Below are 15,975 nucleotides of genomic sequence, written 5' to 3'. Positions count from 1 at the left end.
CCTTTTGATTTTCAATTATAAATTAATGACTTCAAATCATAGATAAACTCATTATAATTTTTATCTGCATGATACTTCTCTAAAAATATATCATAAGAATTCCTTCTCGTATCTTTATTTTTAAAAAATTTAATATCTTTTAACGCATGAACTATTTCATTGATAGAACAATCACTACTCAAAAGTCTTCCACTTTTTTTATTTTCAACCATATCTCTAATTCCACCAATATCTGGAGCAATAATAGGAATATGACAACTCATTGCTTCCATGATAGATACTGGTACACCTTCTGATTCACTTACGTTTATAAAAACATCAATTTTATTTTCTTTATAAAACTTATATACATCTTGATTATCTAAATAACCTAAAAAATCATATTGTAGATTTTTAATAGAAGATAATTTTTCGCTTGCTAAAGTCTTCAATTCTTTTTCAAGTGGACCATTACCAATATGAGTCCATTTAAATTTTATATTTTTCTTTTTTCTACTCAATATAGACAAAGCATCTATAATTTTATCTACTCTCTTCACAGGATTTAAAAAAGAGCACGAAACAATATGAAATTCGTTCTTTTTATTTGGTTGAGAAATAATATTTTGATTTTTTACGCCCAGTCTTGATAATCGTAAATTATCTTTATCAAAACCGTATGTATGAGACAAATATTCTATAGCACTCTCTGTGATAGTATATATTCTATCAATATTTTTAGTAAATTGAGATTTTAATGGCATATAATTTGCAGCTCTTCGTTCTTTATAAAGATCATATCCATGTATTCTACTTACCAATTTATATCCATACTTATTTTTTAGACTCTGTAGTGCATATGTAGGTGTATCATGCCAATATGTATAAACCACTGTTTGCGATAGAACTTTCTTATTTTTAAAATAATTATCAAATAAATCATAATAATGTTGATAATTTGCTATAGCATTTATAAAGTATATTAATTTTTTTGGATTATTGTAAATTTTGTTTTTTTTAATTTCATTGTAAAACAAAGTAGAAAATAAAGATTTTGCAAATGGTATTAATTTTTGTAATTTTTTTAATTTGTTATCTATTAAATATGTATCCATTTTAATATTTTCATCTATTTTCCTTTTTTTTCTATGATTAGTTAGAGGCATTATAATAAGTTCTACATCTGGATGCTGATTATAATATTTGGTTTCTGTCTCCAAAAATTGTTCTCCAGACAAATAAGGAAATGATGAAGTTATTAATATAATTTTAATCATTATTTAAACTTATTCTTCATAAATGACAAAAAATCATTATGATCTATACTCGTTGGTATTTTAACTAAATAGCATTGAATATTTTTAAATACGTTTAAATATATTTTTAACCATCTATTTAATATTTCATCTATTTTTAAAATTGGCTTGTACTTCATTAAACTACAATTATATTCATGCCATATAATATGTTGAAAAATTGAATTATATTCATTTCTAATAATTTTTAAACTTAAATAGGCAGCATTTTCAGAATTCAGTTTTTCTATGGTAATTTGATTAATAGTATTTGTTTTATACAATATATAATATTCATCTATTTTATTTTTTCCTGTTTCAATGTTATTATATAGCAATAAAGGAGATATTGCTCTTCTAACTCCACTATCGCCTTTTAATTTTCTCATAATGTTCCATTGCAATTTGTCCATAAAATTCTTATTTTTAAAAATCAGTTTCTTTAATTTATTATTATTTATTACATTATACGCATAAATTTTAGGATATGATAGATTTGGATATATATTACCAATGTTATCAATAATTGCTATATCATCTGATATAAAAGAATATTCCAATTCTTTACACAATAATAGTTCAAGAGATGTTTTTCCGACTCCACCTGTACCTCCAAATAATATAGTTTTTTCTTTTCTATGATGTTTCATGGATGAAGCGTGAACTATTGCTTTATTATAAAAAAAGAAGATAGTAGGTACTAAAATTAATTCATGTATAATATGACCTATATTTTCAAAATTGTATCGATATGAAATATTCAAAAATTTACGTAAATAATTTTTTTTCATATTTATTTCTACATCAATTTCTATAATATTATCATTTTTTTTATATAAGACTTTATTACCACCGAAATTAGCAAGAAAACCATTTCTAAAAGTCGTATGGATAGAAGGATTGTTGGAATATTTATTGTTAATTTTTAATTTATCAACAATATTTATTTTAATATTTTCATTTTCTTGAGTTTTTTTATAAATTCTTAGTTCTTTTTCTAGTAATTCTCTTAATTTGTGGTTTACTATATTAATATTAACAGCATTATCCATTATTTTATATTTCATTTTTCTCCCTAATTATTGACTTATACCAGATTATTCTATAAGTTGTTATCAATACTCCACTTAACGAATATAAAAATAGTCCTAATTTCAAATCTTCTAAAATTCCACCGAATAATAAAGAAAATAATTTCACTATAGTATTTATAATTTCTATTTTAAATGCTTTTTTTTGTTCATTGTATACAATAATAATATTTGATAATATACTTCCTGTAAAAGTCAAATAAAGCATTGGTATAAGTATTTGGGCATATTCTCCTGCTATAATCCAATTCTTACCAAAAATTATCCCAAAAATATTTGGTAAAAAAATAAAAGCAATAAAGAAAGGGAAAAAAGAATATCCTAATAATTTAAATACTACCTTATTAATAAATTTTTCTTGATCAATTCTATTATTTCTATTATATGTAATTTTTTGTAAAAAAATTTGACTAAATGAAGAAGTAAATAACCCTACTGGTAACAATAAAACTTTATTTGCTATAGCAAAAAAACCAGTTGAAGTACTACCAAAAAAAAAGTTTATTATAAGAACAGGCATATTAGAAGATAACGTATTCATTACAGCATGAGGTACATTAAATTTCGGAAAATCTTTATATTTATTTGCTACTGCTATCATTTTTACTTTTGAAATTTTTAATAAAAGTATTTTATCTTTTATAATATTTCTTAGAAGTTTTGTATTTGCAAAAATTTGTGAAATAATTTGACCACTAATAAGTCCTATTGTACTTTGTTTTATAAATCCAATAGATAATTGAACTACTGCTGTAACAACCGATTTATACACATTAGCTTTTGCTAAATCTTTATAATTTTTTAATCTATTATTATAATAATTTAATAAATTAAAACAACCTATCAAAAACACACTAAAAGGAACAAGATACAACCAAAGGGAAATCTCTTTATTATTTAATAAACTTATAAATAAATCATGAAAAACAATAACCATTAATAATAAAAATAGTGATAAAGCCACATTTATAATAAAACCCAATGCGAAAATATTTATAGCATCTTCATCTTTTTTTGGAAGCATTATAGCGAATTCATATCTTCCATTTGCTATACTTCCAAAAATAGAAACTAAAGATATAAAAAGTGCGAACACTCCAAAATCTTCCGGAGTATAGAGTCTTGTAAGAATAGGACTTATAGCTATTGGAATTGCCTGAGCAATAGTGGTCCCTGTCATTAGAGTTAAAACATTTTTAGAAAATTCACTTTTTGGTTTTAATTTATTTAGCAAATTCTGCTACCTTTTGGGTAATATAATCGATTTCATCATTACTCAAATATGGATTCATAGGCAGACTCATAATCTCTTCACTGACTTTTTCAGCTACTGGAAAATCTCCTTTTTTATATCCTAAATAATTGAAGCATTTTTGCATATGAAGTGGCATCGGATAATGCACTACCGTTGGAATGCCTGATTCTTTTAATTTTTCTTGAAGTTCATCTCTATTTAGAGCCCTGATACTATATTGTGCCCAGGCACTCGTTCTATCTTCTTTTACAAAAGGTAAAATTATGTTTTTAACATTTTTTAATTTCTTACTATACTTTTTTGCAACTTCCTGTCTTAAAGCCAAATCTTTTTTATAATATTTTAGTTTTACCAATAAAACGGCTGCTTGAATAGTGTCGAGTCTTGCCCCAAGTCCTATATATTTATGATGATATCTCTTGTTTTGCCCATGTACTCTGAGCATTCTTATCTTTTGTGCCAATTCATCACTGTTTGCCAGAACTGCTCCACCATCCCCATAGCAGCCAAGTGGCTTGGCTGGAAAAAAAGAGGTGGTATAGATATCACAATAATGAACTTCTGCTTTACCTTTATAAGTGGCACCGAAGCTCTGTGCTCCATCGATGATATGAAAGAGATTGCATCTTTTTGAAAATTCATTTATCTCATCCAAGTCACTTGGCTGGCCATAAAGACTTACAGAAATGATTCCTTTGGTTTTATTTGTAATTTTTTCTTCTATTTTAGATGTATTGATATTGTACGTTTGTTCATCAATATCTACAAATACAGGCTTAGCTCCAAGTAGTGCGATCGTCTCAGCTGTTGCTATGAATGTAAAAGGTGTCGTTATTACTTCATCTCCTGGCTTAAGATCCAGTGCCATCATTGCCAAAAGGAGAGCATCAGTTCCAGATGAGCAAGTAACTGCATTTTTTGCATTTGTAAATTCACAAAGTTTTTCTTCAAGCTCACCTACCTCTGGCCCCATGATATATTTGCCATGATTCAAGACTTTTTGTATCGCCTCATCGATTTCATCTTTATAGAGCTGATATTGATAGGTTAGATTTGCAAAATCTATCTTCATCCTAAAACCTTTAATCCATTATCTTGAAGCTTATATTTTGTCCCATCATAACTATCCGTTGCAATTCCATTTTCATCAAACTTCATTTTATTTCCTGCTTTATCGACCCATCCAATGTGTCTTGCCGGTACTCCTACCATGAGAGCATAGGGTTTTACATTTCTATTCACTACCGCCCCGGCTCCAATTAGTGCATATTCTCCAATCGTCACACCACATACGATTGTCGCATTCGCTCCTATCGAGCATCCTTTCTTCAAGAGAGTCTTTTTAAATTCATTTTTGCGATTGATAAAGGCTCTTGGATTGATGACATTAGTAAAGACCATGGAAGGTCCCAAAAATACATCATCTTCTATCTCCACACCCTCATAGATGGATATATTGTTTTGCACTTTGACATTGTTACCTATCTTTACCTTTGGGCCCACCACACAATTTTGGCCAAAAGAGCAATTTTTCCCTATGATCGTATTGGGAAGTATGTGACAAAAATGCCAAATTTTCGTCCCCTCTCCTATCTCAACCGGCTCATCGATATAAGCACTCTCGTGAATGAAAAACTTACTCATTTATCACCTTTTTGCAAAAGGGATGATACTCGCCTCTAAGACCAATAGGCTTCAAATGGCGAATAGTCGAGACTATTTCAATTGAATTTCTGGCCTCTTTGAGTCCAAAGCCGTTACCTTTGAGGATCTCCTCATAGCTTTTGGTATGAAGATCGGTAAATCCTCCACTAAATTCGATCTCCTCGCCGTTCACAGTGATACTTCTGAAAGTTCTTTGTCCCTTTTGTTTGATCTCTTCTGGAATATAGTCATATTTTACGCTCAAAAACCACCGGACATTTGCATTTTTGAGCTTCATATAGCCAGCATTGGCATATGGAGTCTTGATATGGACGATATTCTCTTCTATCTCACCAAAGATCCATGAGAGCATATCGTAAAAATGAATGCCTATATTAGTAGCTATACCACCACTTTTGCTCTCATCACCTTTCCAACTTACAAAATACCAGTGGCCTCGACTTGTTAAATACGTTAAATCTATATTATAAATTTTATTTGGATTTTCTTGCAGTTCTTTCTGCACTTTCTCTTTTAAAGCGATGATAGAAGGATGCAAACGAAGCTGTAAAATATTATATACTTTTTTACCACTCTCTTTTTCTATCTCTTCCAATCCATCGATATTCCAAGGATTGAGAACAAGGGGTTTTTCACATATCGCATCGGCTCCGCTTCGCAAAGCCCATCTAATATGTGCGTCATGCAAATAGTTTGGTGAACAGATACTTACATAATCAATCTGTTCTCCTTTTCGCCTTAATTTATCCACATACCTATCAAATCTCTCAAATTCTGTAAAAAAATCTGCATCTGGAAAATAGCTGTCTATAATCCCTACACTATCGCATCTATCCATCGCTGCTACAAGATTGTTATTTGTCTCTTTTATTGCTTTCATATGTCTTGGAGCTATATATCCAGCCGCTCCTATTAAGGCAAAATTTTTCACTATAATCTCCCTTCCACTATATCTTTTGGCAGCACACCCTTAATATCAAAAACCGCACTTGATTTCGGTATCTTTTGATAATCAAGCTTTCTAAACTGCTCATGGGCTACAGCTAAAACAATTGAGTCATACTCTGCAAAGTTTGGCTCGTTTGTTAAAAGCTCAAGGTTATATTCTCTTTTGACTTCCTCACTCTCTGCCCAAGGATCATATACATCTACTTCAATGCCAAAATCTTGCAGTTCGTTAATGACATCAATGACTCTACTATTTCTAATATCCGGACAGTTCTCTTTAAAGGTTATTCCAAGTACTAATGCTTTGCTCCCCTTTACTTTGTGTCCTTTATGGATGAGGAGTTTTACTACTTTATTGGCTACAAAGATGCCCATCTCATCGTTGGTTCTTCTACCAGCAAGTATTATTTGTGGATGGTATCCTACCTCTTTTGCTTTATAAGCCAAGTAATAGGGATCTACTCCAATGCAGTGTCCTCCAACAAGACCTGGACGAAAGGGTAGAAAGTTCCATTTTGTGCCAGCAGCTTCTAATACATCGAGTGTATCTATATCTAATCTATCAAAAATTAAAGCCAGTTCATTAACAAATGCGATATTAATATCTCTTTGAGCATTTTCTATCACTTTTGCAGCCTCTGCTATTTTGATGCTTGGTGCTAGATGAGTTCCGGCTGTGATGATACTTTTATAGAGCTCATCTACCTTTTTTGCAATTTCTGGAGTACTGCCACTTGTTACCTTTTTAATAGTTGGAAGGCGATGTTTTTTATCTCCTGGATTGATTCTCTCTGGAGAGTAGCCACAGAAAAAATCTTTATTAAATATAAGACCACTTTCACGCTCTAATTCTGGTACACACACCTCTTCAGTACATCCTGGAAAGACAGTAGATTCATAGATAACAATATCACCTTTTTTCAATACTCTGCCAACTGTTCTACTAGCCATGATGAGAGGAGTAAGATCTGGATTTTTATGCTCATCTATGGGGGTTGGAACAGTGATGATATAGATATTTGCATCTTTAATCTCATCTATTGAAGAGGTAAATGAGAGGTTTTTAGCTTCTTCAAGTTCTTCTTTGTTTACTTCTAATGTTCTATCTATTCCATTTTGCAGCTCTTCAATTCTTTTGGCATTGATATCAAATCCAATAGTTTTATACTTTTTGCCAAACTCTACTGCTAATGGTAGGCCTACGTAGCCGAGGCCGAGAACACAAATTTTTTCCATACTTAGACTACTTTCTGATCAATTAAATTTTTGGGGTTATTATATAATATTAGAGTTCAACAACCGTTGCCCCCATACCTCCCATATTCGCAGGAGCATCATGAAAGCTTTTAACTCTTGGATGCTCTTTTAAAAACTCCCTCACTGCACGAGCTAATTTCCCACTTCCTACTCCATGATATATAAGCACCTCATCAAATCCTGCAAGCAAAGCATCACTTAAAAATTTATCAGTTTTTTCAAGTGCCTCTTCAACTCTTAAGCCATGGAGATCGAGCTTAACAGAAAGTTTTGAAGGTTTAGATACTTTTAGTTTTGCTTTTGCTTTCTTTTTGATAATTTTCGTAGGTTTAAGATCTGCTAATGGCACTCGCAGTTTCATACCTTCTGCTTCGATTGTTGCTTCTTTGTCTCTTATACCTACAATAACACCTTTTGTCTTTTTGTATTTGACCTCATCGCCAACTTTAAGCTCTTTTGGCTCAGGTTTTTTAATTGTTGCTTTTTTTGCTTTCTGTGCAGCTTGAGTAAGGTGGCGATGTGCCTCTTTTGTCTCTTTAGCTTTAATAGCAGCTTTTGCCTCGTCAATTGCTTCTTTGTAAAGAGCTTGGAGTTTAGCTTTTTCAGCTTGTAGCTTTTCATAAACTGCACTACGCTCTTCATCAAGCAAAATACGATTTTTTCGTACAAGCTCTAGTTCATTTTCTAATTCTTTATTTTTACGTCGTAGCTCTCTTTCTAACTCACTCCCCCGCTCTATTAACTCACTCAGCTTTGCTTGATCCTCACCATACTCTTCTACTGCTCTAGCTACTATTCTTTGTGGAATTCCATAGCGTTTTGCTGTTTCAAAAGCATAACTTTTTCCAATAATCCCTTGCAAAAACTCATAGGTTGGTACACCCTTTTCTTCATCATACATTGCAGCCAAAAGCTCTACATCTTCATGCGCAGCCATCAATGATGCGAGACGTTTATGATGCGTTGTGATAGCTATCTTTATATCTTTTTTCAAAAGATCTTCCAAGATTACCTTAAAAAGCGTTGCTGCTTCATCGCTATCAGTCCCAAGCTCAATCTCATCAACTCCCACTAATGCATCATTTTTTTGAAAAAGTTTACTAAAAGCAAGCATTCGCCCAGCAAATGTGGAAATATCGTTTTTTACATTTTGAGGATCTTCAATGATTGGAATAATTTCTTTGAATCTTCCTATATGGCTTTTTTCATCACATTTCATGGGAATAAGATATTTTGCTAGGTAAGCAGCTGCTAAAATTGATTTGAGAAGCATCGTCTTCCCACCCGCATTGACACCAGTAATAATCAAGATCTTTTTACTAAAATCGATAGTTACAGGCTTAGGATTCTCAATAGCTGGGTGCGCAAAATTTTTCAAAACGATTTTTTTATCACCGCTTGGCAAAATCATACGCAAATCATATGCATTTGCAAAATTTATTCGTGCTTGATAGTGGTCAAACCTGTCAAACTGCCTATTGATATATTGCAAGAATCGGAGCCATTTGTGAAAAACTGTACTAACATGTTTTTGAATTTGATAGTGGATCTCTTCAATCTGGCTTAAAAGCTCTGCTTCTTTGTCTTTGAGTTTTCTGAGATCTTCTGGTACTACATAAAAAAAACCTCCACTACTTCTTCCAACAACAGTTGCTTTAAGCACATAATTAAATCCACCTCTTACAAGCAAGGCCTCTTCGCCACTTACATAATGGATCTGCCTATCCACAAGATAACTTTGCAATCTCTTCGCATTAATGAGAGCTTGAAGTTTTTGGCGGATCTGCTCTTTATTATGTTTGAAAGCATTTTCCAAAGTAGCGAGTCTCTCATCAACTTCACTCTTTATTTGACCATCTTGGTCAAAATATCTCTCTATTTGTGCAAGTTCTTCAGGTATATCAATACTTGCTAACCACTCTCCTACTTTTCCTTCAAACCCAAGTGTTTTCAGATAAAAAAAATAGCGAAAAATTTTGATAAATTCAAAAATCTCCTCTTTGCTCAAAACCCCCTGTTTTTGCAAATGCATAAGTGCTTTATCAAGATTTGCTATCTGCGGAGGAGCTTTGAAGCGATACTTTTTGAGTTCATTAATGAATTGGAAATGAAGATTGATATCACCTTCTATAGCTAAAGGTTTGAATCTGGCAAAAAAAGTACGGAAATTATCTAAGAAGTCTTTGAGATCGAGTTTTTCCTCCACTACTCTCCTTTACACTTATCAATACTTATAACAAGCCCTTCATACCGGCTTCCTTCCTTACCCATAAATACGAGTGTACCGCTAACAAAATTGAAGTTTTGCTTATTAACAATCACTTTCTTACCAAAAGGATCTATGCAAGTAATATACTTATCATGAAGATATTCATAATAGATTTTATCACGCTCTATGCGCTTTTTATTTTGAAAGTAAGAATAAGCAAAAATAGCTGCCCATCCTACAAGTAATCCAGCAAGAATAAAATATTTTATTCTTGAAGTGAGCTCTGTAAAAAAATAGATAACTGCACCAATAATGGCAAAAATCAGTAGCAAAAAAAGAATAAAATAGAAAAAAGCCATCTATTCTATTCCTCGCAACTGGTAAGTAATATCTCCAGCTCCAAAACCAATCACGAGTCCTTTATTTATCATATGAGCCTCTTTTTGATCTTTCAAAAGGACAAGAGATCTATCAGATCTTTTAACTCTATCGATAAAGAGTGGATTGTAGTGAGCAAAGTGCGTTGCAAAATCTATATCTCTTGGCTCCTCTCCTGCAGCCCAAACAGGAAGTATCACAAGCTTGACTCCATGAGGAAAGCAGTGCATAAACTCTTTAAGATTATCAAGCACTCTTGAGTATTTATGTGGCTGCCACACAACTGTAATATCCTTTATCCCTTTGAGTTTGGCATACTCCAAAAGTGAAGAGAGAGTAACTTTAATCTCTGTTGGATGGTGTGCATAGTCATCTATGACAATAAGCCCTTCATCTTTAGCCACAATGTCAAAGCGCTTTTTGATTCCACGATAATTTTTAATATTGCGTTTTATCTCGTCAAGTCCTAACTCCTGCATTGCTGCCAATATGGCAAGAGAGGCATCCAAAGCGATGTGTTTTCCAAATCCCCATACTGCAAACTCTCCAAAATCTCGCAACTCAAATCTAATGTAAGGCTCATCATCTTCCAAAAAATGCTCAATTATCCTAATATCACGGCTTGGATAGAGCTTAATTGCATCGATATCTAAACTTTCTAAAAAAGGATCTTCAGCATTGATAACACGTACTTTCGCCTTTTTTAAAAACTCTCTGTATGCATCATAAAAGAGATCAAGATCATGATTGTAAAATTCCATATGCTCAGGTTCAGCATTCGTAACCACAGCGCAATGCGGCTCGATTTGCAAAAAGCTTGCATCACTCTCATCTGCTTCAAAAACAACAGTCTCAGTCTGCTTATACCTTACATTTGATCCAAACTCTTTACTCTCTGCTCCTATTATTGCACTGGAGTTATTGAGTATTGAAGCCAAAATTGCACTCGTTGTGCTCTTGCCATGTGCTCCGGCAACTGCATAGATCTTTTTACCACTAAGGATGAGGGGCAAAGCTTCTCTGCGTGAAAGTGTTCGAATACCTGCTTTCTTTGCAGCTAACAACTCAGGATTGTTAGCTTTGATTGCAGCGCTATAAATCACGATGTCAATATCTTGAGTAATATTATCTGCTGCTTGAGGAACAAAAACCTTTATACCTTCTTGTTGCAGTTTTTTCAGTAGTGGTGTCCATTTAATATCACTACCGCTTACTTCATACCCTTCATGTTTCATAAATCTTGCAAGACCACTGAGTCCAATTCCACCAATACCTATAAAATGCAATTTCATTACGCCAACTTCTCCGCTTTTTTCAACTCTTCATCCAATGTTTTTTCATTTTCCTTGAGAAACTTTTTCGCATTATCGGTAAATTTATCAAAAAAGAAACTCTCCTCTTCTATTTTCTCTTTTGCTACAAAGTTATTTAAAAACTCATCAAGATCCATTCCTTTTGCAGTTGCAACAAGTGGCAAGAACATCGCTTCTTTATAATTTTGCGGTACAAGAAAACTCAAAACCAAAAAGAGCTCTTTAGCACCTTTGCGATCTCCTCTATCCCATCGCTCCAAAGCGTGCTCATAAATAGCCCTTGCTACATACTCATCAAACTCTTTATGAAAATCAAACTTCTGGCCTTCTGTGAGCATCTGCGTCAATGTATCAAAAGCTGTTTCTAAAATATTTTGATATAAAAGATCAATATTCTCTTCTTCCATATCAAGTGCAAGCATCGTATCTAGCACATCATACATTTTTACTATATCTTTGCTTCGCAAAGCACTTCTTTTTTGCTCCTCTAAATTTTGTAAAAATTCTCTATCTTGTTTTAATTTTTCTATATCCATTACTCTCTCCATAACTTTGCTATGCGTTGTAGCGCTTCTTCAGTTTTACACTCATCATACACAAGCGCAACTCTGACAAATCCCTTACCAGCTCCTTCTCTCCCAAGAAAGGATCCTGGAAGGACTTTGACATTGTATTTTTCATAAAGCTCTTTGGTAAACCCCAAATCATCTCTAACTTCTAACCATAGATAAAATGTAGCTTCAGGAATAGCTACATTCAAAATCTCATGTGCGAGCTTAAAATTTTTGCGATATCTATCACGATTTTCTACTACATGCAACTCATCACTCCAAGCGTTTGCTGCAGCTCTTTGCAAAGGCAGCGGCGAAGCACATCCTACATAGGTTCGATAGCGTCTATATCCATCAAGGATTTTGCTATCGCCTGCTATAAAACCGCTACGAAGTCCTGGTGCAGAGCTTCTTTTGGAAATTGAATTCACAACCAGGATATTTTTAAATTGCGTGTTCCCAACCGCTTTGCTTGCTTCAAGAAGCGATGCTGGTGGAACATCTCTGTAGATCTCACTATAGCACTCATCATTGAGAAGTACAAAATCGTACTCCAAAGCTGCTTCAACCCACTCTTTCAACTCATCCAGACGCATAACTGAAGCTGTAGGATTATTAGGTGAATTGATAATGACTAAATCTGCCTCTTTGAGACTATCATCGATTTGTGGTTTAAAATCATTCTCTTTTGTAAGATGAAGATACTTTATCTTTGCTCTACTAGCAATTGCAGCCCCTTCATATATTTGATAAAAAGGGTTTGTGAAAGCCATTACTGGGCTCTCTTTATCAAAAAGAAAATATTGAGGAAAATTAAAAAGTACTTCCCTAGTACCAAACGTAAGTACCAACTCTTCATTAGTAAGTTCTATAGCAAAGCGCCTCTTTACAAAATCTTTTACTGCTTTTTTAAGTTCCTCTTCACCTGCTGTTTTTGGGTATTTATTTAAAAGATGGCTGCTTTGGCAAAGCTTGTCTTGAATAAACTTTGGTGCTGCAAACTGTGGCTCACCAATGGTAAGAGTGAGGGGCGCATACTCGTTATTTGGCTCGACTTTTTCTAAAAGTTCAGTAAGTTTTTCAAAAGGGTATTTTTCAAACTGCATCTGTATCCTTTGGCATAGCAAATCTGTTTACTTGAAACTCTCCTTCTTCATCAAAATAGAGAAAATAGAGCCGATCTTTTTTTATCGGCAATCCAGCAAGATAACGTAGTGCCAAATTTGCTTCAAAACTAGCAACCATCATAACAATAGGCGCAGCAATCCCTCCTGGAATACGCTCAGTTATCTTAAAAGCTTGAAAACTCGCTTTTTCCATAAAACAGACCTGCCCTTGAAACTCCTCTACGCTAGCATAGATCCATGGAGTTTTGCTTTTTTTAGCATACGCATCTATTTTTGCTCGAATAGGCAGATTATCTGTAGCATCGAGGATTAGATCTACTTTGATATTGCGTTTTGCAAACTCCTCAAAGCCCTCTACAAAACTCTCAACCTCTACATAGGGGCACCGCCCTTCAATTACACACCTATTTACTTCCGCCTTTGGTTTGCCATCATCTTCAACTTTGAATGTGATTTGGCGATGAATATTGTGCACACTCACCTCATCAAAATCTACTAAATAGATCTTCCCTATCCCACTTGCTCCAAGTGCTAGTGCAAGAGAGCTTCCAAGCCCTCCACATCCGACAATGGCAATCGACTTTGATTGTAGTGCAAATTGCTTTTGTTCTCCCCAAAGCTGAATTTGCCTTTTAAAATACTCTCTCATAATGCACCTCTTTTTTTCAAAGCATGGCGAAAACCCCAGCTCTTTTTTGCTTCTTTGACTATTTTTTTGTCTATGTGCTCAACGAGAAACTCCTCTTTTTTCCCAAGATTTACCAAGATTTTTCCCCCGGGATCGATACTCATACTATCACCATAAAAATCCCAAATATTGCCATCTTTATCTTTATACTCACCAATTCTATTAGCACGTATGATATAAAAATTATACATAAAAGCCATACTTTGCAAGATCTCTCTCCACCTTTGTGTCGAACCAAATGTAGATGCACTTGGCACAAGTACGACATCTACATCTTTTTTTGCTAGTGCATTCCACAATGATGCAAAGTGGATCTCAAAACCGGGAAGTATTCCAAATTTAATACCTTTAATGCGAAAAACAAGTGGGGCTTCTAACTTTTGGATTGGATTATCAAAAAAGCGCTCTTCATTCCAGTGGGGATAGTTTATGAGAATCTGCTGATTGTAGTAGTGAGTCTTTCCACTACGTACCAAAGCAATTGATTTATAGAGCGAGCCTTTATAACCTCTTATAACTGGTGCTACGATTACTAAATCGTATTTGAGCGAGAGATCTTTTAAAATATCAAGATGGGTCTGCGTCTGCTGCAATAGCATATTTTTTGGAATCTCTTGTAGTTCACCAAAGAAAGGATTGAGTACGTACTCTGGTAAAAGAAGCACTTTTACATTTTTTGTAGCTGCTGTGCGACAGTAGTAATCAAGCCTATTTGGACTAAGTCCAAGTGAAGAGATCTGCAGTGCTGCTATATTCATTTATTTTTCTCTATCTTTTCTATTTCTACTTTTGCCTCTTCAAGGAGTTTTTCAGCCTCTTTGAGCTGCTTCATCCCCTCTTTATAAAGCTCCACACTCTTTGCTAATGTAATATCTTGCTTCATCAGCTCATCTAAAATCTCTTTTGCTTTTTTGAGTCTGCTTTCAAAATCTTTCATCTCTTTCCTTCTACAATAGCATGGATATAATCGCTAAATTTATCGATCTCTACCAGAAATGCATCATGCCCATAATCGCTTTTAACTTCATAATATTCGCTTAGCTCCCCTTTTCCACACTTCTGCATTGCCTCATCTATTTGACGCATCTCCTCAGGCAAAAAGAGAAGATCCTTTTCAAATCCTATAAGATAGAGCTTTGATCGAATTCTCTCCAGCGCCTCTTCTAGCGAGTCATAACCTGTAGAGAGATCAAAAAGGTTTATAGCTTTTGTAATATAGAGGTAGCTAAGAGGATCGAACCATTTAGAAAAATTATATCCATTGTATTCAAGGTAGCGCTCTACTTGAAATCTCCCAAAAAGTTCATAGATTCCTTCATTTGGAACATAATCTCTTCCAAATTTTCTATCCATCGAATAGTGGCTCAAAAAACTTATATGTCCTGCCATTCGTCCAATCGCTAAACCAGTAAGCCCCTTTTGCTCCAACTCCTTTGGATCGTACTGCCCATTTTTAAAATCGGGATCTTTAATAATTGCCTCTTTGGCAATCTCATTAAATGCAATGACCCAAGGTCTTGTTGCATGTGTAGCTGCAAGTGCAATAATATTTTTAGCAAATCCTGGAAAATCTACAGCAAAGCGCAAAGCTTGCATTCCTCCCATGCTTCCACCTACAACTGCATGCACTCTATCAATACCCAGTTTTGCAAAGAGTATCCGTTGGGCTTTCACCATATCTTTAATGGTGATAACGGGAAATTTAAAACGGTAAGGCTCATCACTTGGATACATTTTACTCATAGGACCAGTAGTCCCAAAGCAGCTACCAAGCGTATTGGTACAAATAACAAAAAATTTCTTCGTATCTATTGCTTTGCCATCTCCTATGAGCGCATCCCACCATCCCGGTTTTCTATCTCCCTCATACCACCCAGCAGCATGATGGGATCCGCTCAAAGCGTGACATACTACCACTACATTACTTCTATCTTCATTGAGCTGACCATAGGTTTCATACACTATCTCATAAGGCTCTAATATCCGTCCGCTTTCAAGGTAGAGAGGATTGGTAAACTTTGCCGTTTTTGTAGTTATTTCCAATGAGTGACCTCTTTATACATTTTCGTCTTATTATACTCAAATGGCCATATAAAAAAGATAAATTTGATTGCGTGCAAGAAGAAGTCAAAATGGTGGTAAAGTTTACTCTTGCTTCTCATCTAGATCTCTTGCCATAAACTGATGCAAGCTTAGAAGAAGTAGAATTTAAATTTTTG

Annotated in this window: 17 protein-coding genes; 1 reads left to right on the top strand and 16 read right to left on the bottom strand. The window is 34.0% G+C overall.

The window, feature by feature from the left end:
- Positions 1–11: 11 nt before the first annotated feature.
- From NITER_RS01785 to metX, 16 genes are read right to left on the bottom strand one after another with little or no spacing between them, the layout of a single operon-like run.
- Positions 12–1,256 carry a glycosyltransferase gene (locus NITER_RS01785; RefSeq protein WP_084276318.1) on the bottom strand — a complete coding sequence of 415 codons (1,245 nt, stop codon included), beginning with the start codon at positions 1,254–1,256 and terminating at the stop codon, positions 12–14.
- Positions 1,256–2,341 carry a hypothetical protein gene (locus tag NITER_RS01780; protein ID WP_084276319.1) on the bottom strand — a complete coding sequence of 362 codons (1,086 nt, stop codon included), beginning with the start codon at positions 2,339–2,341 and terminating at the stop codon, positions 1,256–1,258. Before NITER_RS01780 ends, NITER_RS01785 begins: the two co-directional genes overlap by 1 nt.
- Positions 2,331–3,599 (bottom strand): lipopolysaccharide biosynthesis protein, encoded by a 1,269-nt coding sequence (locus tag NITER_RS01775; protein ID WP_084276321.1) that lies wholly within the window; start codon positions 3,597–3,599, stop codon positions 2,331–2,333. Before NITER_RS01775 ends, NITER_RS01780 begins: the two co-directional genes overlap by 11 nt.
- Positions 3,589–4,692 (bottom strand): DegT/DnrJ/EryC1/StrS family aminotransferase, encoded by a 1,104-nt coding sequence (locus NITER_RS01770; protein WP_084276323.1) that lies wholly within the window; start codon positions 4,690–4,692, stop codon positions 3,589–3,591. Before NITER_RS01770 ends, NITER_RS01775 begins: the two co-directional genes overlap by 11 nt.
- The gene (locus NITER_RS01765) at positions 4,689–5,264 is read right to left on the bottom strand and encodes an acyltransferase (protein ID WP_084276325.1); all 576 of its coding nucleotides are present in this window, start codon (positions 5,262–5,264) and stop codon (positions 4,689–4,691) included. The genes NITER_RS01770 and NITER_RS01765 overlap by 4 nt, the downstream gene beginning before the upstream one ends.
- Positions 5,257–6,216 carry a Gfo/Idh/MocA family oxidoreductase gene (locus NITER_RS01760; RefSeq protein ID WP_084276327.1) on the bottom strand — a complete coding sequence of 320 codons (960 nt, stop codon included), beginning with the start codon at positions 6,214–6,216 and terminating at the stop codon, positions 5,257–5,259. The genes NITER_RS01765 and NITER_RS01760 overlap by 8 nt, the downstream gene beginning before the upstream one ends.
- Complete coding sequence (tviB, locus tag NITER_RS01755) at positions 6,216–7,469, bottom strand: Vi polysaccharide biosynthesis UDP-N-acetylglucosamine C-6 dehydrogenase TviB (RefSeq protein ID WP_084276329.1); 1,254 nt, start codon at positions 7,467–7,469, stop codon at positions 6,216–6,218. Before tviB ends, NITER_RS01760 begins: the two co-directional genes overlap by 1 nt.
- Before the next feature lie 49 nt (positions 7,470–7,518).
- Positions 7,519–9,696, bottom strand: coding sequence for an endonuclease MutS2 (locus tag NITER_RS01750; RefSeq protein WP_084276330.1), 2,178 nt, complete (start codon positions 9,694–9,696; stop codon positions 7,519–7,521).
- A complete protein-coding gene (locus tag NITER_RS01745) occupies positions 9,696–10,058 on the bottom strand; it encodes a hypothetical protein (RefSeq protein ID WP_084276332.1) in 363 nt (120 codons plus the stop codon). Before NITER_RS01745 ends, NITER_RS01750 begins: the two co-directional genes overlap by 1 nt.
- Positions 10,059–11,369 (bottom strand): UDP-N-acetylmuramate--L-alanine ligase, encoded by a 1,311-nt coding sequence (gene murC, locus NITER_RS01740; protein WP_084276334.1) that lies wholly within the window; start codon positions 11,367–11,369, stop codon positions 10,059–10,061.
- On the bottom strand, positions 11,369–11,926 hold the full coding sequence (locus tag NITER_RS01735) for a hypothetical protein (RefSeq protein WP_084276336.1): 558 nt from the start codon (positions 11,924–11,926) through the stop codon (positions 11,369–11,371). The genes murC and NITER_RS01735 overlap by 1 nt, the downstream gene beginning before the upstream one ends.
- Positions 11,926–13,047, bottom strand: a complete 1,122-nt coding sequence (locus NITER_RS01730; protein ID WP_084276337.1) for a succinyldiaminopimelate transaminase — start codon at positions 13,045–13,047, stop codon at positions 11,926–11,928. The genes NITER_RS01735 and NITER_RS01730 overlap by 1 nt, the downstream gene beginning before the upstream one ends.
- On the bottom strand, positions 13,037–13,717 hold the full coding sequence (locus NITER_RS01725) for a HesA/MoeB/ThiF family protein (protein WP_084276339.1): 681 nt from the start codon (positions 13,715–13,717) through the stop codon (positions 13,037–13,039). The genes NITER_RS01730 and NITER_RS01725 overlap by 11 nt, the downstream gene beginning before the upstream one ends.
- Positions 13,714–14,514: a carbon-nitrogen hydrolase family protein gene (locus tag NITER_RS01720; RefSeq protein ID WP_084276341.1), complete on the bottom strand. Its 801-nt coding sequence runs from the start codon at positions 14,512–14,514 to the stop codon at positions 13,714–13,716. The genes NITER_RS01725 and NITER_RS01720 overlap by 4 nt, the downstream gene beginning before the upstream one ends.
- A complete protein-coding gene (gene xseB, locus NITER_RS01715; protein WP_084276342.1) occupies positions 14,511–14,693 on the bottom strand; it encodes an exodeoxyribonuclease VII small subunit in 183 nt (60 codons plus the stop codon). The genes NITER_RS01720 and xseB overlap by 4 nt, the downstream gene beginning before the upstream one ends.
- Entirely contained in the window at positions 14,690–15,799 is a 1,110-nt protein-coding gene (gene metX / locus NITER_RS01710; RefSeq protein WP_084276344.1) for a homoserine O-acetyltransferase MetX, read from the bottom strand. The genes xseB and metX overlap by 4 nt, the downstream gene beginning before the upstream one ends.
- Here metX and NITER_RS01705 point away from each other — a divergent pair.
- Entirely contained in the window at positions 15,799–15,936 is a 138-nt protein-coding gene (locus tag NITER_RS01705; protein WP_159445334.1) for a hypothetical protein, read from the top strand. The two genes, metX and NITER_RS01705, sit on opposite strands and share 1 nt — an antisense overlap.
- The last annotated feature ends 39 nt before the right edge of the window (positions 15,937–15,975 follow it).

The sequence above is a fragment of the Nitratiruptor tergarcus DSM 16512 genome, assembly GCF_027946175.1.
Lineage (GTDB): Bacteria > Campylobacterota > Campylobacteria > Campylobacterales > Nitratiruptoraceae > Nitratiruptor > Nitratiruptor tergarcus.
The sequence above is the reverse complement of the archived record's forward strand: the minus strand, read 5'-3'. Positions and strand labels throughout refer to the sequence as shown.